The 20,026-nt window shown below is 70.5% G+C and carries 16 protein-coding genes and 1 pseudogene; 9 read left to right on the forward strand and 8 right to left on the reverse strand.

The genetic code is table 11. From position 1 onward, the window contains the following. Nucleotides 1-249: 249 nt before the first annotated feature. From manD to ACGFYH_RS12225, 3 genes are all read left to right on the forward strand, one after another. On the forward strand, nucleotides 250-1,491 hold the full coding sequence (gene manD, locus ACGFYH_RS12215) for a D-mannonate dehydratase ManD (protein WP_393803041.1): 1,242 nt from the start codon (nucleotides 250-252) through the stop codon (nucleotides 1,489-1,491). Nucleotides 1,492-1,642: 151 nt separating this feature from the next. Continuing rightward, nucleotides 1,643-2,305: a histidine phosphatase family protein gene (locus ACGFYH_RS12220; RefSeq protein ID WP_393803042.1), complete on the forward strand. Its 663-nt coding sequence runs from the start codon at nucleotides 1,643-1,645 to the stop codon at nucleotides 2,303-2,305. Between the two features lie 105 nt (nucleotides 2,306-2,410). Then, nucleotides 2,411-3,037, forward strand: a complete 627-nt coding sequence (locus tag ACGFYH_RS12225; RefSeq protein WP_393803043.1) for a dihydrofolate reductase family protein — start codon at nucleotides 2,411-2,413, stop codon at nucleotides 3,035-3,037. 176 nt (nucleotides 3,038-3,213) lie between these two features. Here the strand turns inward: ACGFYH_RS12225 and ACGFYH_RS12230 are convergent, their stop codons facing one another. Continuing rightward, nucleotides 3,214-4,107 carry an SDR family NAD(P)-dependent oxidoreductase gene (locus tag ACGFYH_RS12230; RefSeq protein ID WP_393803044.1) on the reverse strand — a complete coding sequence of 298 codons (894 nt, stop codon included), beginning with the start codon at nucleotides 4,105-4,107 and terminating at the stop codon, nucleotides 3,214-3,216. A gap of 58 nt (nucleotides 4,108-4,165) precedes the next feature. On the opposite strand from ACGFYH_RS12230, the gene ACGFYH_RS12235 reads away from it, so the two are divergent. Next, on the forward strand, nucleotides 4,166-4,819 hold the full coding sequence (locus ACGFYH_RS12235) for a TetR family transcriptional regulator (RefSeq protein ID WP_393803045.1): 654 nt from the start codon (nucleotides 4,166-4,168) through the stop codon (nucleotides 4,817-4,819). Between the two features lie 51 nt (nucleotides 4,820-4,870). Here ACGFYH_RS12235 and ACGFYH_RS12240 read toward each other — a convergent pair. Continuing rightward, nucleotides 4,871-4,957: pseudogene (locus tag ACGFYH_RS12240) on the reverse strand (transcriptional regulator); the annotation flags it as partial. 101 nt (nucleotides 4,958-5,058) lie between these two features. Here ACGFYH_RS12240 and ACGFYH_RS12245 point away from each other — a divergent pair. Beyond that, complete coding sequence (locus tag ACGFYH_RS12245) at nucleotides 5,059-5,823, forward strand: SDR family oxidoreductase (RefSeq protein ID WP_393803046.1); 765 nt, start codon at nucleotides 5,059-5,061, stop codon at nucleotides 5,821-5,823. A 128-nt stretch (nucleotides 5,824-5,951) separates the two neighbouring features. On the opposite strand, the gene ACGFYH_RS12250 is transcribed toward ACGFYH_RS12245, so the two are convergent. Then, a complete protein-coding gene (locus ACGFYH_RS12250; protein WP_393803047.1) occupies nucleotides 5,952-6,713 on the reverse strand; it encodes a ZIP family metal transporter in 762 nt (253 codons plus the stop codon). A 111-nt stretch (nucleotides 6,714-6,824) separates the two neighbouring features. On the opposite strand from ACGFYH_RS12250, the gene ACGFYH_RS12255 reads away from it, so the two are divergent. The 3 genes from ACGFYH_RS12255 to ACGFYH_RS12265 all read left to right on the forward strand — a co-directional run bounded on the left by ACGFYH_RS12255 (nucleotide 6,825) and on the right by ACGFYH_RS12265 (nucleotide 11,113). Continuing rightward, nucleotides 6,825-8,129: an acetyl-CoA carboxylase biotin carboxylase subunit family protein gene (locus ACGFYH_RS12255; RefSeq protein ID WP_393803048.1), complete on the forward strand. Its 1,305-nt coding sequence runs from the start codon at nucleotides 6,825-6,827 to the stop codon at nucleotides 8,127-8,129. Nucleotides 8,130-8,146: 17 nt separating this feature from the next. Beyond that, complete coding sequence (locus ACGFYH_RS12260) at nucleotides 8,147-10,195, forward strand: CocE/NonD family hydrolase (RefSeq protein WP_393803049.1); 2,049 nt, start codon at nucleotides 8,147-8,149, stop codon at nucleotides 10,193-10,195. 504 nt (nucleotides 10,196-10,699) lie between these two features. Then, the gene (locus tag ACGFYH_RS12265; RefSeq protein ID WP_393803050.1) at nucleotides 10,700-11,113 is read left to right on the forward strand and encodes a DUF4190 domain-containing protein; all 414 of its coding nucleotides are present in this window, start codon (nucleotides 10,700-10,702) and stop codon (nucleotides 11,111-11,113) included. Between the two features lie 610 nt (nucleotides 11,114-11,723). Here the strand turns inward: ACGFYH_RS12265 and ACGFYH_RS12270 are convergent. The 3 genes from ACGFYH_RS12270 to ACGFYH_RS12280 all read right to left on the reverse strand — a co-directional run bounded on the left by ACGFYH_RS12270 (nucleotide 11,724) and on the right by ACGFYH_RS12280 (nucleotide 15,097). Further along, complete coding sequence (locus ACGFYH_RS12270; protein WP_393803051.1) at nucleotides 11,724-12,329, reverse strand: dihydrofolate reductase family protein; 606 nt, start codon at nucleotides 12,327-12,329, stop codon at nucleotides 11,724-11,726. Between the two features lie 1,136 nt (nucleotides 12,330-13,465). Continuing rightward, nucleotides 13,466-13,726 carry a hypothetical protein gene (locus tag ACGFYH_RS12275; RefSeq protein ID WP_393803052.1) on the reverse strand — a complete coding sequence of 87 codons (261 nt, stop codon included), beginning with the start codon at nucleotides 13,724-13,726 and terminating at the stop codon, nucleotides 13,466-13,468. A gap of 210 nt (nucleotides 13,727-13,936) precedes the next feature. Beyond that, nucleotides 13,937-15,097, reverse strand: coding sequence for a PP2C family protein-serine/threonine phosphatase (locus ACGFYH_RS12280; protein WP_393803053.1), 1,161 nt, complete (start codon nucleotides 15,095-15,097; stop codon nucleotides 13,937-13,939). Nucleotides 15,098-15,251: 154 nt separating this feature from the next. On the opposite strand from ACGFYH_RS12280, the gene ACGFYH_RS12285 reads away from it, so the two are divergent. Then, nucleotides 15,252-15,386: a hypothetical protein gene (locus tag ACGFYH_RS12285; protein ID WP_393803054.1), complete on the forward strand. Its 135-nt coding sequence runs from the start codon at nucleotides 15,252-15,254 to the stop codon at nucleotides 15,384-15,386. Nucleotides 15,387-15,839: 453 nt separating this feature from the next. Here the strand turns inward: ACGFYH_RS12285 and ACGFYH_RS12290 are convergent, their stop codons facing one another. After that, on the reverse strand, nucleotides 15,840-17,492 hold the full coding sequence (locus tag ACGFYH_RS12290; protein ID WP_393803055.1) for a SpoIIE family protein phosphatase: 1,653 nt from the start codon (nucleotides 17,490-17,492) through the stop codon (nucleotides 15,840-15,842). Nucleotides 17,493-17,906: 414 nt separating this feature from the next. Then, complete coding sequence (gene ctaD / locus ACGFYH_RS12295) at nucleotides 17,907-19,619, reverse strand: cytochrome c oxidase subunit I (protein WP_393803056.1); 1,713 nt, start codon at nucleotides 19,617-19,619, stop codon at nucleotides 17,907-17,909. Between the last annotated feature and the right edge of the window lie 407 nt (nucleotides 19,620-20,026).

Genomic DNA, 20,026 nt, shown 5'->3' on the forward strand with positions numbered 1-20,026 from the left:
AAGACCTGTTGTGACACCGCCGGTCAGCGGCTCCGCGAGGCGGCGGTGTCGGCGAGAGCGGGCAGGGCTGCCCTCCCGGACCGAGGCCGTCCTGCCCCGCGTACCCCCAAGCCACCGACCGGGCGTCACCGTGCCGGGTCCTCGTCGTCCTAGGGTGGACGCGGCCGGGGCGTCGTGCTTCCACCAGGAGCGCGGAACACCGGCCGCGACACCGTCAAGCCGCCGTTTCCGAGCCCCGAGGACGGACCCGTGAAGATCACCGCCGCCGACGTCGTCGTCACCAGCCCAGGGCGCAACTTCGTCACCCTGCGCATCACCACCGAGGACGGGCTCACCGGCCTCGGGGACGCCACGCTCAACGGGCGTGAACTCGCCGTCGAGGCCTACCTGCGCGAGCACGTGGCCCCGCTCCTGCTCGGACGGGACGCGCACGCCGTCGAGGACACCTGGCAGTACCTGTACCGGGGCGCGTACTGGCGCCGGGGTCCGGTCACCATGGCGGCCGTAGCCGCCGTGGACACCGCGTTGTGGGACATCAAGGGCAAGGCCGCGGGCATGCCGGTCTACCAACTGCTCGGCGGTGCCTGCCGCACGGGCGCACTGGCCTACGGCCACGCCTCCGGCCGTGACGTACCGGAACTGCTCGACTCGGTGCGCGAGCACCTGGCGGACGGATTCCGGGCCGTCCGCATCCAGAGCGGCATCCCCGGTCTCGACTCCGTGTACGGCGTCGCCGCCTCCGCCGCCGGAGGAGGGGAACGCTACGACTACGAACCCGCCCGTCGCACCCGCACCGCTCACCCGCGCCCCACCGAGGAGACCTGGGACACCCGCGCCTACCTGCGCCACATGCCCACCGTGTTCGAAGCCGTACGGCACACCTTCGGCCCCGAACTGCCGTTGCTGCACGACGGGCACCACCGCATGACGCCCATCCAGGCGGCGCGGCTCGGCAGGGACCTCGAGCCCTACGACCTGTTCTGGCTGGAGGACGCGACACCGGGCGAGGACCAGGGCGCGCTGCGGCTGATCCGAGAGCACACCACCACCCCGCTGGCCATCGGGGAGGTCTTCAACTCCGTCCACGACTACACCACGCTGCTGGGGGAACGGCTGATCGACTACGTCCGCTCGGCGGTGACGCACACCGGCGGCATCACCGCCGTACGCAAACTCCTCGACATGGCCGCCGTGTACGGCATCAAGTCAGGCATGCACGGTCCGACCGACATCTCGCCCGTGGGCATGGCGGCCGCCCTCCATCTCGACATCGCCGTACACAACTTCGGCATCCAGGAGTACATGCGCCACGCCCCGGACACCCTCGAGGTGTTCCGTACCTCCTACCGCTTCGAGGACGGCCTCCTGCACCCCGGCGACGCCCCCGGCCTCGGCGTCGAACTCGACGACGAGGCCGCGGCCCGTTTCCCCTACGCGCCCGCCTACCTGCCCGTGAACCGCCTGCGCGACGGCACCGTCCACGACTGGTGAGGCCCGGCGCGCGTGACGGGCGCCCCCGACCACGCGCGCCGGCACGACGGGGCCGCCGCTGGCCGGACCCCGAGACCCGGCCAGACCGCGGCCGGTGGGGGAGCGTGGCAGAGTGGAGGCGCCCCGTCGTCCCCGAGAAGGTCCCCTCCGTATGCGTCTACTGCTCATCAGGCACGGCCAGACTCCGTCCAACCTCAAGCACCTCCTGGACACGGCGGAGCCGGGCCCCGGCCTGACCTCCCTCGGCCAGGAACAGGCGGCGGCCCTGCCCGACGCACTGGCGTCGGAGGAGATCGACGCGCTGTACGCGTCGACGCTCGTACGCACCCGGCTGACCGCCGCACCACTTGCCTCGGCGACCGGACTCGAGGTCCGTGTCCGAGCCGGAATCCGGGAGCTGGCCGCCGGCGATCTGGAAATGCGCGGCGACGACGAGGCGGCCCACACCTACATGCACACCGCCTTCGCCTGGTCCGCGGGCGACGTGGGGCTCCGAATGCCCGGGGGCGAGAACGGAGTGGAGGCACTGGCCCGTTTCGACGCCGTCGTCGCCGAAGCGCACGAAGGCGGCGCGGAGACGGCGGCGCTGGTCAGTCACGGTGCCGTGATCCGCATGTGGGTGGCGGCGCGGGCCGACAACGTGGACGTCGTCCACGCCGCCCGGCATCCACTTGCCAACACCGGCGTCGTCATCCTCACCGGTTCGCCCGACGAGGGATGGCGAGTGCTGCTCTGGGAGGGCGAGTCCCTTGGCCCCCTTCCCCACACGCCGGACCCGGACGATCCCACCGGGGCCGCCATGCCCACGCCCTGATCCCACCCACTGCGGCTGCCGCCGATGCGGTGCCGTGCCGGGAACCGCCCCGGCCGGTCGGCTGGTCGCAGTCGCGCCCCTTTCCCCGAGCGCCGGTGTAGAACCATGGCTGTGACGGCACGCACAGGCAAGGTGATCTGCGACATCACGATCTCGGCCGACGGCTGTTCGGCCGGACTCGGCCAGACCGAGGAACGCCCCTTCGGGGACGACGGAGGCGAGGGCACGGGCGAAAGGCTGCACGCCTGGATGTTCGACGATCCGGACGGGAACCGGGCCGAGGCCGAGCGGATGGCCGCCGCCGAGGCGTTCATCATGGGACGCAACATGTTCGGCCCGGTGCGGGGCGCGTGGGACCGGCCGTGGAACGGCTGGTGGGGCGACCGTCCGCCCTTCCACGCCCCCGTCTTCGTACTCACCCACCACGCGCGTGAGCCACAGCCGATGGACGGCGGTACGACGTTCCACTTCGTCACCGACGGCATCGAGTCGGCCTTGGCCCAGGCGCGCGCGGCGGCCGGAGACGGCGATGTCGCGATCCAGGGCGGCGCGAGCACCGTCAACCAGTACCTCGCCGCAGGCCTGATCGAGGAGCTGCGGCTGCACATCGTGCCGCTCACGCTCGGCGCGGGTACCCGGCTGTTCGAAGGTGTCCCCCCACTGACGCTCGAACAGGTGACGTCGCGGGCGGCGGCCTCGGTCACCCACCTGACCTACCGTGTGGTGACCTGAGCCGGAGGCCCGTGCGCCCCGGACCGCCCGTCCCGTACCCCGCTCGGACGTTGCCGCCCGGCGTGTCCCGGTGGGCACGGCGGGCCGAGCGGTGCGGTCCCGGTGAGAGCACCGTCCGCTCCGGACCGTCCGCTCCGGGCCGTGGTGGCCGGGACCCCCTCCACGCGGCTGTCCTGCTACGCGGCTCCCTCGTCGGAGGGCATCGGGGCGGGATAGGGCTCGGCGAAGTCGGCAGAGCGGCTGACGCCTTCCCACCGGGAGGCTTCCGCGAGCCGGTGCCGGGAGTGCTCCGTCGCCATCTCCACGGCGTTGACGCCGAGCAGGAGATGCGACGGCGGGTTGTCGCGTCGGGCCGCGCCGACGATGATGGCGGCGGCGCGCCGGGGATCGCCCGCGGCACCCGCGTCGCTCTGGCGCATGCGCCGGTTCATGAGGCCGACGGTCTCCTCGTACTCTGCGGGCACCGGCTGCACCGTCATGGAGGATCCGGCCCAGTCGGTGGCGAATCCGCTCGGCTCGACGACCATGACGCGTACGCCGAACGGCGCGGCCTCCGCGGCGAGCACGCGGCTGAATCCGTCCACCGCGAACTTGGCCGCCTGGTAGGACGCGATGCCGGGTGATCCGCCCACTCGCCCACCGACCGACGAGATCTGCACGACCGTGCCGGCGCCTTGGCGGCGCAGTACCGGCAGGGCGGCCCTGGTGACGTTGTACACGCCCCAGAAGTTGGTCTCGAACTGCGTACGGAAGTCGGCTTCGTCCGTGGTCTCGATCGGTGACACGTTCGCGTACCCGGCGTTGTTGACCAGTACGTCGATGCGTCCGAAGCGGCTGATCGCCGCATCGACGGCTTCCCGGGCTCCGGTGCCGTCCGTGACGTCGAGAGCGACCGGGTGGACGCGGTCGTCGCCGTGCCGCTGTACGAGATCGTCGAGCTGTTCGGGGCGGCGGGCGGTGGCGACGACCAGGTCGCCCGCGTCGAGGACGGCGGCGACCAGAGCGCGCCCGAGGCCGCGCGAGGAGCCGGTGACGAACCAGACCTGCTGCCTGTGCTTGCGTTGTTCCATGCTTTTAGTAAAACACTGTTTCGTTAATAACACAACAAGGTTGCTCTATGATGGAGTGATGACCGGGTCCGGATTCCAGCGCGCCCGCAGCGCACAGGCCAAGCAGCAGCGCGAAGAGGCGATCCTCGAAGCGGCCCGCGAGCTCGGTACCGAGCGCGGCATCCGCGAGATCACGCTCACCGACATCGCCGCGGCCGTGGGCATGCACAAGTCGGCCCTGCTGCGCTACTTCGAGACGCGCGAACAGATCTTCCTCAAGATCACTGCCGAGGGATGGCAGGACTGGTCCGCGGAGTTGTGCGCCCGACTGCGCGAGCTTCCCGGCGCGGCACCGGACGCCGTCGGGCAGGCGCTCGCCGCCACCCTGGCAGCCCGGCCCCTGTTCTGCGACCTACTGGCCCAGGCGCCCCTCAATCTCGAACGGAACGTGTCGGTCGAGTCGGTGCGGTCCTTCAAGATCGCCACTCTGGACGAGGTCGGGCGTATCGGCGCGGAGCTGCGCCGGCTGCTCGGCATCGACGAGACCCGGGCCGTGGACGTCATCGCGACGGCCACCAGCCTGGCGGGCGCCCTGTGGCAGATGGCGACGCCCGGACCGCACATCCAAACGCTCTACCGCAGCGATCCCCGGCTCGCGCACGCCGTCGTGGAGGTGGAGCCACGGCTGAACCGGGTGCTCGGCGCCCTGCTCCGGGGAATCGCCGACGGATGAGGGCGGGGCGGACGCCGGCCCCGCCCCGGAGGGGCACCATCCCTCCCACGATCGCGCACCGGGGGACAGGCCGACGTCCTCCGGCTGGAGCGCCTCGCGGCGGTGGCGCAGGAAGTCGGCCATTGCTGCACGGTCCATGCTGTCGATTATCGTGCCGCGCCGGACAGCGAGCCAGGGATCGCCGATCCCCCGACAACCGCTCCCTGAACCCGCCCCCGGGAACCGGCGACGATCGAAGCATGAACATCTCCGGAAACACCATCTTCATTCCCGGCTCCACCAGCGGCATCGGTCTCGCCCTCGCCCTCGCGTTGCAGGCCAGGGGCAACACCGTCATCGTCGGTGGCCGACGTGCCGAGCTGCTGGAACAGATCGCAGCCAGGCATCCGGGCATCGGCACCGTCCGGATCGACACCACGGACGCCGCGAGCATCGACTCTGCCGCGAAGCAGGTGCTCGCCGGCTGTCCGGACCTCAACGTCCTGGTGACGATGGCCGGCGTGATGCACATCGAGGACTGGCGCCGTCCCGCGTCGTTCCTCACCACCGCCGAGTCCACGATCACGACGAACGTGCTCGGTCCGATCCGCCTCATCGCCGCATTCGTCGAGCATCTGCAAGCCCAGTCCGACGCCACGATCATGACGGTCTCCTCCGGCCTGGCGTTCACGCCGCTCAAGGTCACGCCGAGCTACAACGCGTCGAAGGCGGCCATCCACCTGCTCAGCGAGTCCCTTCGGCTCCAGTTCGCCGGCACGTCGGTGAAGATCCTCGAACTCGAGCCGCCGTCCGTCCGTACGGCGCTCCTGCCCGGGCAGGAGGACAACGAGCACGCCATGCCGCTCGACGAGTTCGTCGCTGAGGTGATGAGCCTGATCGAGACCCAGCCCGACGCCCGGGAGATCCAGGTCGAACGCGTGAAGTACCTGCGCTACGGGGAGGCCCGCGGCGACTACGAGCAGGTCGTCGAGACGCTCAACCACTCGGACCCGCACGGCGAGTAGCCCGGTGCCGACGCAGCCGGCCCCGACGGCGCCGCGACCCCGCGTCCACCTGGCCGGGACCCTCCGGCGTGCCCGTCGACACCGGCCCCGGTGAGGCGGCACCTCACGAGGAGGCGCCGACGTGGGCTTCAGGCGTGGGAGAGTGCGAAGGAGACCAGGAAGCCGCTGACCGTGACCAGCCCGATGGCCAGGTGGGCGTCTTCGAAGGCTTCAGGGATCATGGTGTCGGCGATCATCGCGAGGATCGCTCCGGCCGCCACCGCGGTGACGGCGGCGATGACGGCGGGCGAGAAGGCGCCGACGACGGTGTAGCCGAGGACGGCGGACAGAGTACTGGCGGCGGCGATCGCCCCCCAGACACCGAAGACGTACGCCGTGCCGCGGCCTGCTCGCTTCATGCCCGCGGAACTCGACAGCCCCTCCGGGACGTTACTGATGAACACCGCCGCCACGGTGACCGTACTGACCGCGCCCCCGTCGAGCAGGCTCACCCCGATCACTGCAGACTCCGGCACTCCGTCCAGAAGCGCCCCGAACGCCAGCGCCAGGCCGGAGCCGCCCTGTTGGGCCTCGGACGGCTGCGCGTGCGCGAAGTGGTGACCGGACCGTTTGCGATGGCGGGCGCCACGGCGGGCCAGCCAGAGGTTGCCGAGCGTGTAGGCGGCCGCGCCGATGACGGTGCCGATCGCCGCCGGCGCCAGTCCCGCCTGCTCGTAGGCCTCACCGACCAGTTCGTAGGACACCGCGGAGATGAGCACGCCGGCACCGAAGGCCATCACAGTGGCGATCACCTTCTGAGGCACCCGCACCTTGAAACCGATCGCCGCGCCCAGCAGCAGCGCCGAACCGGCCAGCAATCCCCACAGTCCCGCCTGCACCACTTCGCTCATACGTGGCCGGTACCCAGCCGGACTCCGTCGAGTCCGCCGCTCCGCGACCTCGAGGACCGCGAGGTTGGGTGGGGCGTGACAGGGTACCCCGCCGATCTTGAAAGGAGAGTCGTGTCTGAAGAAAACGTGAAGAACATCTTCGTGGTCGGCCTGGACGAGGCCAATCTGCCGACCCTCCAGGCCGTACCGGGTGCGGAATCGCTGCGCTTTCACGGTCTGTTGACGGCCGAGGAGCTCCAGGGCGGCGAGGTGTCGGTGCCGAAGATCCTGGAGAAGGCACAGCGGGAGCTGGACGCCTTCGACGGGAGCATCGACGCCATCGTCGGGTACTGGGACTTCCCGGTCAGCACCCTGGTGCCGATCCTGGGCGAGCGCTACGGCACCCGCACCACCAGTCTGGAGTCGGTGGTCAAGTGCGAGCACAAGTACTGGAGCCGGCTGGAACAGCAGGAGGTCACCGACTGCCACCCGCGGTTCGGCCGCGTCGACCTGCAGGGTGATCCCCCGCGTCCGCCGGAGGGCATGCGCTACCCGATGTGGCTCAAGCCCGCACTGTCGTACTCCTCCGAACTCGCCTTCGGAGTCGGCGACGACGAGGAATTCCGGAAGGCAGTCACCGAGATCCGGGAGGGCATCTCCCGTGTCGGCCGCCCCTTCGAACGCATCCTCGACCGCATCGACCTGCCGCCCGAGATGGTCGGAGTCGGAGGCCGGGTGTGCCTCGCCGAAGAGGAATGCTCGGGCCTCCAGGTCGCCGTGGAGGGATACGTTCACCAGGGCGAGGTGACCGTCTACGGCACCCTGGACTCCATCGACTACCCGGACTCGGCGTGCTTCCTGCGCCACCAGTACCCCTCCACCCTCCCGCCGCAGGTGATCGCGCGGCTGCACGACGTCACCGAGCGCGTGATGCGCCGTATCGGCTTCGAATCGGCGACCTTCAGCGTGGAGTACTTCTACGACCCGCGTCGCCAGCAGATCAGCCTGCTCGAGATCAACCCCCGCCACTCCCAGTCGCACGCCGAGCTGTTCCAGTACGTGGACGGCGTGCCCAACCACCACCCCATGCTGGCCCTCGCCCTGGGTTCCGACCCGACCATGCCGCACCGGCAGGGCCCCTACGCGATGGCCGCGAAGTGGTACTACCGCTGGTTCACGGACGGCGTGGTGCGCAACGTGCCCTCGCCGGAGACGATCGCGCGGATCGAGCGGGAGACACCGGGCGTGCGCATCCACGTTCTGCCCCGGGAGGGCCGGCCGCTGTCCGACCTCCCCCAGCAGGACAGTTACAGCTACGAGCTGGCGCACATCTTCACCGGCGGCGACGACGAGGACGACCTGCGCAGGAAGTACGACCACTGCGTGACGGCCCTCGGGCTCACCTTCGACGAGCCCGACGCGGGACCGCGAACATAAGGAGTACGCCAGAACCCATGCGTTACGTGACCCGACTGCCCCACGAGACCAAGGAAGAAGAGCACGTCGTCATCCCCATGTCCGACGGCGTCCGCCTGTCGGCGCGAGTGTGGCGGCCCCTGTCGTCCGACCACGAACCCGTGCCCGCGGTACTGGAGTACATCCCCTACCGCAAACGGGACCTCACCGCCGTCCGCGACTCGATCCACCACCCCTATCTCGCGGGACACGGGTACGCGTGTGTCCGCGTCGACGTGCGCGGCACGGGGGAGTCCGAGGGGGTTCTGCGGGACGAGTACCTGGAACAGGAGCAGCGCGACGCGGAGGAGGTGCTCGCCTGGCTCGCCGACCAGCCCTGGTGCGACGGCAGCACCGGGATGATGGGCATCTCCTGGGGCGCCTTCGCGGCCCTCCAGGTGGCTGCCAGGCAGCCACCGAGCCTCAAGGCCATCGTCATCGCGTCCTTCACGGACGACCGGCACGCCGACGACATGCACTACATGGGCGGCGCGATGCTGTCCGACAACCTGGCCGAGGCGGGCACCATGTTCGCCTACGCCACCTGCCCGCCCGACCCGGCCGTCGTCGGCGACCGCTGGCGCGAGATGTGGCACGAACGCCTGGAGCACACCCGGCCGTGGGTGCTGGAATGGCTGCGGCACCAGCGCCGCGACGACTACTGGCGGCACGCCTCGGTCGCCGAGGACTACCAGGCCGTACGGTGCCCCGTCCTCGCCTCCAGCGGCTGGGCGGACGGCTACTCGAACGCCGTCACCCGCCTGCTCGCCAACCTGGACGTGCCCCGCAAGGGGCTGATCGGCCCCTGGTCGCACAAGTTCCCCCACCTCGGCGAGCCCGGCCCCGCCATCGGCTACCTCCAGGAGGTGGTGCGCTGGTGGGACCACTGGCTGAAGGGGGTCGACAACGGCGTCATGGACGGCCCGATGCTCCGCACGTGGATGCAGGACAGCGTGCCGCCGTCCACGTCGTACGAGGAACGGCCGGGGCGCTGGGTCGGGGAGCCGTCCTGGCCCTCGCCGAACGTCCGTCCGGTCACCCACCCGCTCAGCCGGCATCGCATCGAGGAACCGGCGAAGCAGTCCTCCGGCCCCGGGGAAGGCGCCGTGGCAGGTGACGTGCTGACCGTGCGGTCGCCGCTGTCCGTCGGCCAGTTCGCGGGGAAGTGGGCGTCCTACAACGCGCCGCCCGACCTGCCGTACGATCAGCGCGAAGAGGACGGCGGCTCCCTCGTCTTCGAGACCGACCCGCTCACCGAGCCGTTGGAGATTTTGGGCTCCCCGACCGTGGAACTCGACCTGTCGGTCGCCGAACCGGTCGCCATGGTGGCCGCGCGCCTGTCCGACGTACGCCCCGACGGAGCCGCCACGCGGGTCACCTACGGCCTGCTCAACCTGACCCGCTGCGAGAGCACCGAGCAGCCCGAGCCGCTGGAACCCGGCCGCCGCTACCGGGCCACGGTCCAGCTCAACGGAGTGGCCCAGACCTTCCCGCCCGGGCACCGGATCCGCCTCTCGCTGTCCACCTCCTACTGGCCGCTCGCCTGGCCGCCGCCGAAGCCCGCCGAGCTGAGTGTCCACGAGCGCACCAGCACGCTCACCCTTCCCGTCCGTCCGACGCACCGGCCCGACGACACACCTGCCGACCCGTTCGGCGCCCCGGAGGGGACACCCCCGCTGACGACGACCACGCTGACCCCTCCGGAGGAACGCTGGGAAGTCAAGCGCAACCTGATCGACTACGACGCCCAACTGGACATCGTGAAGGACCGGGGCATGATCCGCTGCGACGACATCGGCGTCGACGTCGGCCGCCGGGCTCACGAACGGTACGCGGCGACCGCCGACGACTTCACGTCGGCGCGTGGCGAGTCGACGTGGACCATGCGTTTCAGGCGCGACGACTGGGACGTCAGCGTCGTGACCCACACCCGGCTCACCTGCGACGAACAGAGCTTCTTCGTGGACGCCACGCTCGACGGCTACGAAGCGGGTCGCCGCGTGTTCTCCCGCACCTGGAACGAAACGGTGCCGCGGGACCTGATGTGACCGCGCGGTCAGGCGGTCGTTCCGTCCCCGGACCGCGCTGCCGGTCCGTCAGCGACCCGGCACCCCCGGCGCCGGCGCCGGCCCGCCCTGGACCGGCACCGACGCGGCCTCCTGCCCGAGCGTCAGCCGGGTGGCCAGAGCGGCGGCGGCGCGCGCGCCGGGCGTGGTCATGACCCCGGCGACACCGGTGCGGCCGACGGGACAGGCGTCGACACGGCGCCGTGCCGGGGGCACGCGGGTCGGGGCCGCGTGGACGAGCCCGGGGCGGTGGCCGCCGTACGGCGCGCGGCGGTGCCGGTCGTCCCCTCGTCGGGGCGGGCCTGGAGGCACTGCGCGAGACCGTCTCGACCCGCGCCCGTGGAGGGTGGGCGGCCCGGTGCGCACGGGCCGTGTTCGCGGGCCCGTGGGACCGCGGACGGCCTCGGAGGCATCCGTCACGCACGCCGGGGCAGTCGCAATGCACGGCAACTCGTCCCCGACGCGACCAGAGATGAGCGTGATGACGTGACTTACCCCGAACACCCTGGAACCCCCGCCGACGCGGCACAGACGCACCCCGGAGCCGGCACGGGACGCAGCAACGGACTGGCCGTCGCCGCGCTCGTTCTCGCGATCCTGGCCGTCCTCCTCTTCTGGACCGTCGTCGGCGGGGTGGTGCTCGGACTCCTGGCGCTGATCTTCGGCATCATCGGCGCCCGCAGAGCACGAGGCGGCCGAGCACCGCACCGCAAGATGTCCATCGTCGCGGCAGTGCTGGGGACGCTGGGGGCCATCGCCTCGGTGGTGATCATCGCGATCGGCGCGTCGATCTTGAACTCGGACGAGTTCAAGGACTTCGACGACTGCGTCCAGCACGCCGACACCCAGAGCGAGCGCGACGCCTGCGCGAACGACTTCAAGGAGGACGTCAACAACTGACGCGGCCGACGGCCCGGTCCTGCCGACGACGCGGTGGCGAGCCACGTGATGAGACAGCCCGACTACGCGCCCCGCGCGGACCGCGGGGCGAGGACTGTGGCCCTCGCGACGGCCGTCACCGCGGTCGGTGTCCGCGCGGCGTTCCCGGCTGTGCCGTGAGGGGCAGTGACCCCGCAGGGCAGGCGCGTGCCGCCGAGGCGGACGGCTCGGTGCCGTGGATGTGGAGGAACTCCTGATCCCGGCACAACCGACCCGGAGCAGCATGACCGGCTGGGTCCTGCGCGGGACGCGTCCCGGCCACGCCTGAGGTGTGGACCCGGCGGTCATTCCGGGTGGCCCACCCGCAATGGGACCGGCGATCGGCGAGGTGGCGGGCCCGCCTGCGCGTTCGCCGCCGTCGTGGACGGCCCGCCACCAGGCCCGGCCTCGTCCTGGCCGACACGGCGTACTCCCCCTGGTCCTCCCGGGCGGTCCGCGACCACCTGCGCGGACCCGGCGGCCCCGTGGTGATCCCGGGACGGGCCGACCAGCGGGCCGGCCCCGCGACGGGACCTGGCATCGCCGGCGTCTTCCTTCGGCCCGCCCGGTGCTCCGGGATGCAGCCGCCTCGCTAGTAGCTGTCGTAGCGGGGCTTGCCGCTGGGCCGGAAGACTCCCACGACGGTGCCGCCCTTCGTCGTCGTGACGCTGACCGGCTCCAGCGCGGTGGGGACCGCCCCCTCGGCGAAGAGCCGCTTGCCGGTGCCGATGATCACCGGATGGACGGTCAGCCGGTACTCGTCGACGAGGCCCTGTCGCATCAGGGTCTGGGCGAGGTCGCCGCTGCCGACGACGTTGATGTCGCCCCCGTCGGACGCCTTCAGCCCGCGCACGGCATCGACGACGCCGCCCTCCAGCAGCGTGGAGTTCTGCCACTCGACGGACGTCAGGGTCCGGGACGCCACGTACTTGTGCATGCTGTTCATCCGGTGGGTGAACGGGTTGTCCGGATCGGCGGTCGGCCAGTACGACGCGAAGATCTCGTACGTCTTGCGGCCGAGCAGCATCGCGTCGGAGTGCTCGTACCAGGCGGCGATGGCCGTGCCGACCTCGTCGTCGTCCACCGGCTTCTGCCAGCCGCCGTGCTCGAAGCCGCTCTCGACGTCCTCGTCCGGACCGCCCGGCGCCTGCATGACGCCGTCCAGCGTCAGAAACGTGCAAACAATGATCTTGCGCATGGTGCGCTCCCTCCGTCGACGGGTAGACCGCACAACCGCCGGAAACTCATCGGCGCAACTTCCGCCGCGCGACACCACGGCTGTCGTTCGTATCCGCCCGGCCGTGAGGCGCGGTGCCTTTGGGCCGACCCGGGCAGGCTCCGGTGTGTGTGGACGCAAGGCTCACGAAGGCATCGATGACGAGCGTCGGCACCCGACGACACCGCTGCGGACGTGCGTGCCGGACCCCACGCCGCCGGGATGACCGGACCAACGGAAACCGACGGCCACGGCCAGTCGACCGGCGGGGAACCTGAAGCGCACAGCGCGTCTCAGGTGCCGAGCCCGCGCGGGCGCCGCCGCTGCCCGGTTCCCGGCGTGCCGACCACTTCCCTCCTCCGCTCCACAAACCGCCGGTGGCCGACGCCGGCGCGCCGGACCGACTCGCTGGCGACGAACCGACGCTCGCTCCGTGGGGGCGATCGCCTGTCGGACCCGTACGACGCGAGTGGCGACGAGCATCCGGCCAGGTGCGGTGGGCCGGGTCGGCCCGGTCGGGGCCGGGCACCGGGAGTCCGGCGGCGGCCCCCGGGCATGGAACCAGGCCCGCGGCGCGTTCCTGCGACGGCTGGCGGCCGACGTACGGCGACCCGGATTCGAGTTGCTGATCGCGGAGACCACCGCGCTGACCGGGTGCGCCCACGGCTTCCCCGTACGCGGCGACGGTCCCTGGTGGGAGGCCTTCGGCGGATACCCTCCCGGGAGGCTGCCGCCGCACGCCGCCGGGCGTCTCTTCATGGTCTCCGGGATACACGTTCCGGACCGCGTACGCAGGCAGAACCCGGACCGACCGTTCCTGGAACCTCGCCCGGCGACTGCAGAAGCGGCTGCTCGCCGACCACGGTGCCGCCGTCGCCGTCACGCTGGTGGAGCGCTCCGACCACAGGACCGCCGAGGCGCTGCGGTCCTGGGGGTGGCGGTACGTCGAAGCCGGCACATCCCGCCCGGCGCCGGTCGGCCGTTTCCGTGTCCTGGTTCTCGAGACCTGAACGCCTGTGTGGTGCGGCCGGCGAACGAGCGAACGCGGGCCGCCGAAGCCGCCGTACCTCTGGCGAGCCCGGGGCGAGCACCGGATGTCCCCGGCCAGGTGCCCGGCGTCAGTCCTGTCCCAGTCCCCGGTCGGTGTGGCCGGTCGAGCGGCTGGACTCCAGCCAGGAGCGGGCCGGCTCCGCCGTGCGCATGGTGTCCACGGTGAGTTCGAGGCGGGTCGCGCCCTCGGCGCCGGCGGGATAGCTGCGCTGCTCGGTAGCGGCGAAGCAATGACGGAGGACCTCCGCCACACGCCGTGCGACCTCGGGTGACGCGGCGGTGACATGGACCTCGGCGTAGCCGCGCGAGGGGGTGTCGGGGGACTCCATGGGGACCTCGATGTGCGACGGGACCAGAATTTCGATCACTGTACTCTGACGGATTTCCCCGGCCCCGCACCACTACGGCCGCCCCGCCAGGACCAGGGCTGCCGGACCTCGGCCCGTGCCCGTCCGCGAACTCCACGGCGGCAACGGACGGCAGGCTCCCGAACCACGAGCGGCCGGTCGCTGTTCGAGCGAACCGCCGTGCCCCGTCGGTCAGCGTCCAAGCCAGTCCAGGCAGACCACCAGGGCGTCGTCGTCGGAGGACGACTGACCGCGGTGACCGCTCAGTTCGCGCAGGACGGCCCGCGGAACCTCCGCGGCGGGAAGCGGGCGGGTGGCCTGGACCGCCCGGGCCAGTGCCGCGTCTCCGTACGCCTCCCCCTTGGGCGAAGCCACCCCGTAGACTCCGTCACTGACGAAGATGAGCCGGTCCCCGGGTTCGGCGTACAGTTCCTGGGTCACGTAGTCGGTCTCGTCGAACATGCCCAGGAGCAGTTGCGCCTCGAACTCGACGCGCTCGACGACGCCGTCACGAAGCCGCAGCATCTGCGGTGAGCCGGCGTCCACGACGGACACACGTCCGGTGGCCAGTTCGAAGTCCAGCATCAGCACCGACAGATGGCAGTGCCCCCGGTAGTGGGCGTAGACGGCCTGGTCTGCGAGGGCCGTCTGGTCGGCCAGGGAGAGACCGGCCCGCCGCGCGTTGCGCAGGGCGCTGATGGCCAGGTTCGTCAGCAGCGAGGCTTCCATGCCCTCACCCATCCCGTTGGTGACATAGAGCATCAGGTGATCCGCGGTGGCGGACCAGTCGAAGTTGTCACCGAAGATGGCGTAGGCGGGTTCGAGCTGGGCGCCGAGCTCGTACTGCGGGCGCACGCACGAGCGGCCGGGCAGGAGCTGCCACTGCATCTCCGCGGCCAGCGTCAGCCGGTCCCTGCGCCGCGCCCGCATGTACACGTCCGTGTCCCGTTCCGCGACCACGGCCTCGTGCGCGAGTACCTGGGCGACATCGGTCAGCTCGGTCAGGACCTCTTCGGTCTGATCGCCGTCGAGAAACGTCACCGACAGCACGCCGAGCCGGTCACCGCGCACCGTCACCGGAAGATGCAAGCGCACCAGGCCGCCCCGGACCGCTTCCACATGAGGTTCCTGGGAACCGAAGGCGCGGCCGGCGGCGCTGTTGTGCACCGCGATCGGTTCCGTGGTGTGGGGCAGCACGGACACCGGTTGCAGCACGGTCAGGCCGTAGTCGGCCATGAACAGTTCGACCGATCGCGCAGCATACCCGTCCGTGAGTACACGCCGAACGGCGTCGAGCAACTCATGAGGTGCCGCCGTCCGCAGAGCGCGTTCAGCGGCCACGAATCTGTTCACGAGGAAAAGAACACCGATCTCCTGCCGGGCCCGAACGGGCCTCGCCCGATACCTGTGCCGTTCGCCGGAGTGCGCCGGTAGACCGAGTCGCCTGTGTCCGGTTTCATGCGCCCAGTACGCCGGCGCACATCCCAGCGCCTGCGAGAGTGTGACCGTGACTGCTTCCCGCCCCCGGCCCGACGAGGTCGCGCGCGTGACCTCCACGGCCGCGGAGCTGCTGGAAGCCTGCTGCGACACCGCGGCGATGCAAATACAGCACGACGCCGACGTCGGTACCCGCGGCGCGTGATCCACGCGCCGCGGTACCGCCTCGCCGGACCCCGCGGTGCCGGTGGCCGACGCGCCATCGAGCCGACCCACCGACCGAAGCATGTCGCGTGCTCCCCATGTGTTCCCTCTGCCCCTTACCCCGCTGTCTGACAGCTGTTCGACTCACGGCGGCAGTCACGCCTTCACAAGCGTCGGCGCGACTGCTTGAGCACCAGATGCCCCGCATCGCCGCATCGAACGGGACCGTGGCGCTCATCCCGTTCGGAACAGCCGGAAGCGCGGCAGGACGCAGCCCGACGCCACCGTTGGCCTTGGCGTCGCGGCGTCTCTCGGCGGGGATCCCCCGGCGGGTGCGTATCGCAGTGTGCGGCTGGGCACTATGCGGGTCGCTCCATGGGAGCCGCCGGCGAAGAAGGCGGCCTCCACGCACCGTGCTGCGACGGAGAAGACGCGCACCCCTTGGGCGGAGCTCTCACCCTTCACTCGGTCCCAGGTGGGACGGGGTGCGCAGCGCGAGCATGGCGACGTCGTCGTCATTGTCGTCCGGACGGGTCCGGTCCAGCAGGGAGTCGCAGAAGGAGTCCAGGGGACGGTGGGCGAGAGAGGCGGCGTGACGGCGAAGCCGGTCCAGCCCGCGGTCGATGGAGTGATGCGGGGATTCGACCAGCCCGTCGGTGTACAGCAGGAGTGTCGACCGGGGCGGCAGAACGGTGACGGAGTCGGGGCGGGGTCTGGTGACGCCGGTCCCCAGGAGGATGCCGTGAGCCCCGTTGAGGTACTGCGCCTGACCGTCATGCGTGACGAGCAGCGGGGGCGGATGCCCGGCATTGGTCCAGTGCAGGTGCCACAGTGCGTTGTCGCCGAGTGTGAGCCTGGCCAGGATCATGGTCACCATCGGTACCTCGGCTATGTGCATCACTGCCTCGTCGAGGCGTGAGACGACGGCACTGGGGGCGGCCTTCGGCTGAGACCAGGCGAAGGCGCGCAGCATGTTGCGGGTCTGCGCCATGCCGGCTGCGGCATCGAGGTCGTGTCCGACGACATCGCCGATGGCCAGTGCGTGAGCGCCGCCGGTCAGGGTGAAGGCGTCGTACCAGTCCCCGCCGACGGACGAGGCGTCCGGAGCGGGCAGGTACCGCGCGGTCATCTCCAGCCCGGGCACGGTGGGGAGCTGGGGCAGCAGGTGGCGTTGCATGGTTTCGGCGACTTTGCGCTGGCGCTGGTACAGGCGCGCGTTGTCCAGGGCCAGGCCTGTGCGGCGGGTGAGATCCTCCAGCAGCGGCAGGTCCGCGACGGTGAACGCGGCATGACGCTGCGCGCGGCCCAGGGTCAGGGCACCCAGTACGTCGCGAAGGCCGCGGATGGGCGCGATGACGGCGGAGTGCATACCGGTCACGGAGAACAGGCGCTGTTGCTCGACTGCGATGCCCGAATCGGGCGCCCCCTGATAGGTGGAGGGGCCGGCCAGGGAGGAGGCGGCGCCGCGCAGCGCACGCGAGAGGGGCATCGGGGACTCCTCCGGCACGGGAGGCATGGGTCCTTGCAGATCGTCCCGTTCGACCAGGATCCCGTCCTTGTGTTCCATCACCAGAACTCGTCGCACTTCGTCGCGTTCGGTGAGCAGGTCGAAGACCGCCCAGTCCGCCAGCCGGGGAACGGTCAGGGCCGCCAGGCGGTGCAGTGCCTCGTCCACGTTCAGCGTCGACGTGAGCTGTGTGGTCGTCTCCGCGAGCAGGGCCAGGCGGTCCAGTTCCGTCAGCCGCGCTGAGAATCTGTCATCGCCGCGAGGCACCTCGTCCTGCTGCGCCTCGTAGAACAACACCAGCGCGCCAGGCATCCCCGGGCTGGGCGCGTAGGGGGTGACCAGCCAGGAGGACTGGAAGAAGGTGCCGTCGCCGCGGGCGAACCACTCGGCATCCCCCTGCCCGGTCTTTTCGGTGAGGAGCGCCTTCCTCATCGGGCAGCGGGTGCGGGGCATGGCATGCCCATGGCTGTCCCGGTGCAGCAGTTCATGGGAATCCTGCCCCATGAGGCCTGCCAGGTCTCGGCCCAGCGCCCGCTGGGCCGCGCTGTTGGCCGCGACGATGAGGCCGTCGTCATTCACCACGAGGGCGGGGGAACCCATCCTCTCCAGCGTCGCGCCGAGTGAGGCATCGGACTGCGCGTGATGCCCGAGCGCGGGGCCGTCTCCCAAGCCGGCATCAGCGGCATCGTCCATGTCTCTCCTCGATCGCGACGCGAATCCGTTCGAGTACCCCAGCGTGAGCATGCCATGCCGCACGTCGCTCTCGCCGGACGGCTTCCGGATCCGGTGAGGGCTTCGATCGCGGCCTCGGCGCTCCGCGTCCTGCCGCCGTGCCACCACTGGCCCGTCCGTCAGACCCTCGCCCCGGGTGGTGAGCCGGGGGAGGCGGGCGCGGAGGGCCTGGGGCTCGTGCCGCGGTTGCTCACGCCCGGTCTGAAGCAGGAGGTGGCTCTCGACCTGGGAGACCAGCCCGGAGCCCTCGTGTTCCGGAGGGGCGACCGGTCGCTTAGCGGGTCACGACCGGTCACCTTCGTGTCCCGGCGCGTCCAGAACATCGCGCTTGCCGGTGTTCTCCTTCTGGTCGAACACCACGACGCCGGGGTGGTGCAGGTCGAAGGCGGGGGACTCGGAGCGGATTCTCGGCAGGGTGACGAAGTTGTGACGAGGAGGCGGGCAGGAGGTCGCCCACTCCAGGGAGCGCCCGTAGCCCCAGGGGTCGTCGACTTTGACGCGTTCACCCTTCTGCGCGGTCTTCCAGACGTTGTAGAGGAAGGGCAGAGTGGACAGACCCAGCAGGAAGGCGCCGATGGAGGAGACGGTGTTGAGTGCGGTGAAGCCGTCGGCGGCAAGGTAGTCGGCATACCGGCGTGGCATCCCTTCGGCACCGAGCCAGTGCTGGACCAGGAACGTGGTGTGGAAGCCGACGAACAAGGTCCAAAAGTGGACCTTCTCCAGGCGGGTGTCGAGCATCGTGCCCGTCATCTTCGGCCACCAGAAGCTGAAGCCCGCGAACATCGCGAAGACGATCGTGCCGAACAGCACGTAGTGGAAGTGCGCGACGACGAAGTACGAGTCGGTGACGTGCCAGTCCAGGGGAGGCGAGCCCAGGATGACACCGGTCAGACCGCCGAAGAGGAACGTCACCAGGAAACCGGCCGACCACAGCATCGGCGGCTCGAAGGAGAGTGATCCCTTCCACATCGTGCCGATCCAGTTGAAGAACTTCACACCGGTGGGCACGGCGATGAGGTAGGTCATGAACGCGAAGAAGGGGAGCAGGACCGCGCCGGTGGCGAACATGTGGTGCGCCCAGACCGTGACCGACAGGCCCGCGATGGCGAGGGTGGCACCGACCAGTCCCATATAGCCGAAAATCGGCTTACGGGAGAACACGGGAATGATCTCGGTGATGACCCCGAAGAACGGCAGCGCGAGGATGTAGACCTCGGGGTGGCCGAAGAACCAGAACAGGTGCTGCCACAGGACCGCCCCGCCGACCTCGGCGTCGAAGACATGGGCACCGAACTGACGGTCCGCCTCCAGCACCAACAGGGACGCCGCCAGGACGGGGAAGGCCAGCAGGACGAGCACCGACGTCAGCAGCACGTTCCAGGTGAAGATCGGCATCCGGAACATGGTCATGCCCGGCGCGCGCATGCACACGATCGTGGTGATGAAGTTGACGGAACCGAGGATGGTGCCGAATCCGGAGAGCGCCAGCCCCATGATCCACAGGTCTGCGCCGAGGTACCCGGTCCGGATGGGGCCGCTGAGCGGGGTGTAGGCCGTCCAGCCGAAGTCCGCGGCACCCTGCGGGGTGAGGAAGCTCCCGAGCACGATCAGGCCGCCGAAGAGGAACAACCAGTACGACAGCATGTTCAGTCGGGGGAACGCCACATCCGGCGATCCGATCTGCAGCGGCATGACGGCGTTGGCGAACCCGGCGAACGTCGGGGTGGCGAACAGCAGCAGCATGATCGTGCCATGCATCGTGAAGGACTGGTTGTACTGCTCGGCGGACAGGACCTGCAGGCCCGGCCGCGCCAGTTCGGCTCTGATGACCATCGCCAGTGCTCCGGCGATCAGGAAGAACGCGAACGACGTGATCAGGTACAGGTGACCGATCTTCTTGTGATCGGTAGTGGTCAGCCACTCGATCACCACCCGCCCCCGGCCGCGTTTGCCCTCCGCCGGCACCAACGTGGTCGGCTCCGTCTGTGTGGTCATGAGCTTCCTCGTGTTCGCTGCAAACCGCGTGTCGATAGGTCAACATCCCGTAAACGCGGACGGTCCGCACCTCAACGCGCCGTGGGACCCCGGGGTGAGGGCGAGTCCCGTTCGACAGCCGGGTGGCCCCGGCGCCGAGGCCACCCTTTGGTGCGACAAAGTGGCCGGTGTCGCCCGACCGCGGCAGGCTCTCGGTGCCCGGCCACCTTCGACTAGCTAGGCCCTGGGCGCCCTCAGGGCAGGCGCAGCCTCACTCAGGACGAGGACTTCGCCGCGCTTCTCCGGTACGCGCGAGACCGCGACGAGAAGCTCCCCGACGTCACCAGGTCTGCGAGCCGGGCACCTGCCCCGAGCCCCGCGGCAGGGCTCCCGCCGGCCTGTGGCCGAGCGGCCTGCGTACGGCCTCG

The sequence above is a fragment of the Streptomyces sp. NPDC048392 genome, from assembly GCF_043200575.1.
Lineage (GTDB): Bacteria > Actinomycetota > Actinomycetes > Streptomycetales > Streptomycetaceae > Streptomyces.

What these genes read in the sequence shown, in the direction of transcription:
- ACGFYH_RS12275 (WP_393803052.1), bottom strand. Translation starts at nt 13,726, where the DNA reads ATGGAGTCCCCCGACACCCCCTCGCGCGGCTACGCCGAGGTCCATGTC.
- ACGFYH_RS12290 (WP_393803055.1), bottom strand. Translation starts at nt 17,492, where the DNA reads ATGGGTTCCCCCGCCCTCGTGGTGAATGACGACGGCCTCATCGTCGCG.
- ACGFYH_RS12270 (WP_393803051.1), bottom strand. Translation starts at nt 12,329, where the DNA reads ATGCGCAAGATCATTGTTTGCACGTTTCTGACGCTGGACGGCGTCATG.
- ACGFYH_RS12220 (WP_393803042.1), top strand. Translation starts at nt 1,643, where the DNA reads ATGCGTCTACTGCTCATCAGGCACGGCCAGACTCCGTCCAACCTCAAG.
- ACGFYH_RS12260 (WP_393803049.1), top strand. Translation starts at nt 8,147, where the DNA reads ATGCGTTACGTGACCCGACTGCCCCACGAGACCAAGGAAGAAGAGCAC.
- ctaD (WP_393803056.1), bottom strand. Translation starts at nt 19,619, where the DNA reads ATGACCACACAGACGGAGCCGACCACGTTGGTGCCGGCGGAGGGCAAA.
- ACGFYH_RS12225 (WP_393803043.1), top strand. Translation starts at nt 2,411, where the DNA reads ATGGCTGTGACGGCACGCACAGGCAAGGTGATCTGCGACATCACGATC.
- ACGFYH_RS12250 (WP_393803047.1), bottom strand. Translation starts at nt 6,713, where the DNA reads ATGAGCGAAGTGGTGCAGGCGGGACTGTGGGGATTGCTGGCCGGTTCG.
- ACGFYH_RS12230 (WP_393803044.1), bottom strand. Translation starts at nt 4,107, where the DNA reads ATGGAACAACGCAAGCACAGGCAGCAGGTCTGGTTCGTCACCGGCTCC.
- ACGFYH_RS12245 (WP_393803046.1), top strand. Translation starts at nt 5,059, where the DNA reads ATGAACATCTCCGGAAACACCATCTTCATTCCCGGCTCCACCAGCGGC.
- ACGFYH_RS12235 (WP_393803045.1), top strand. Translation starts at nt 4,166, where the DNA reads ATGACCGGGTCCGGATTCCAGCGCGCCCGCAGCGCACAGGCCAAGCAG.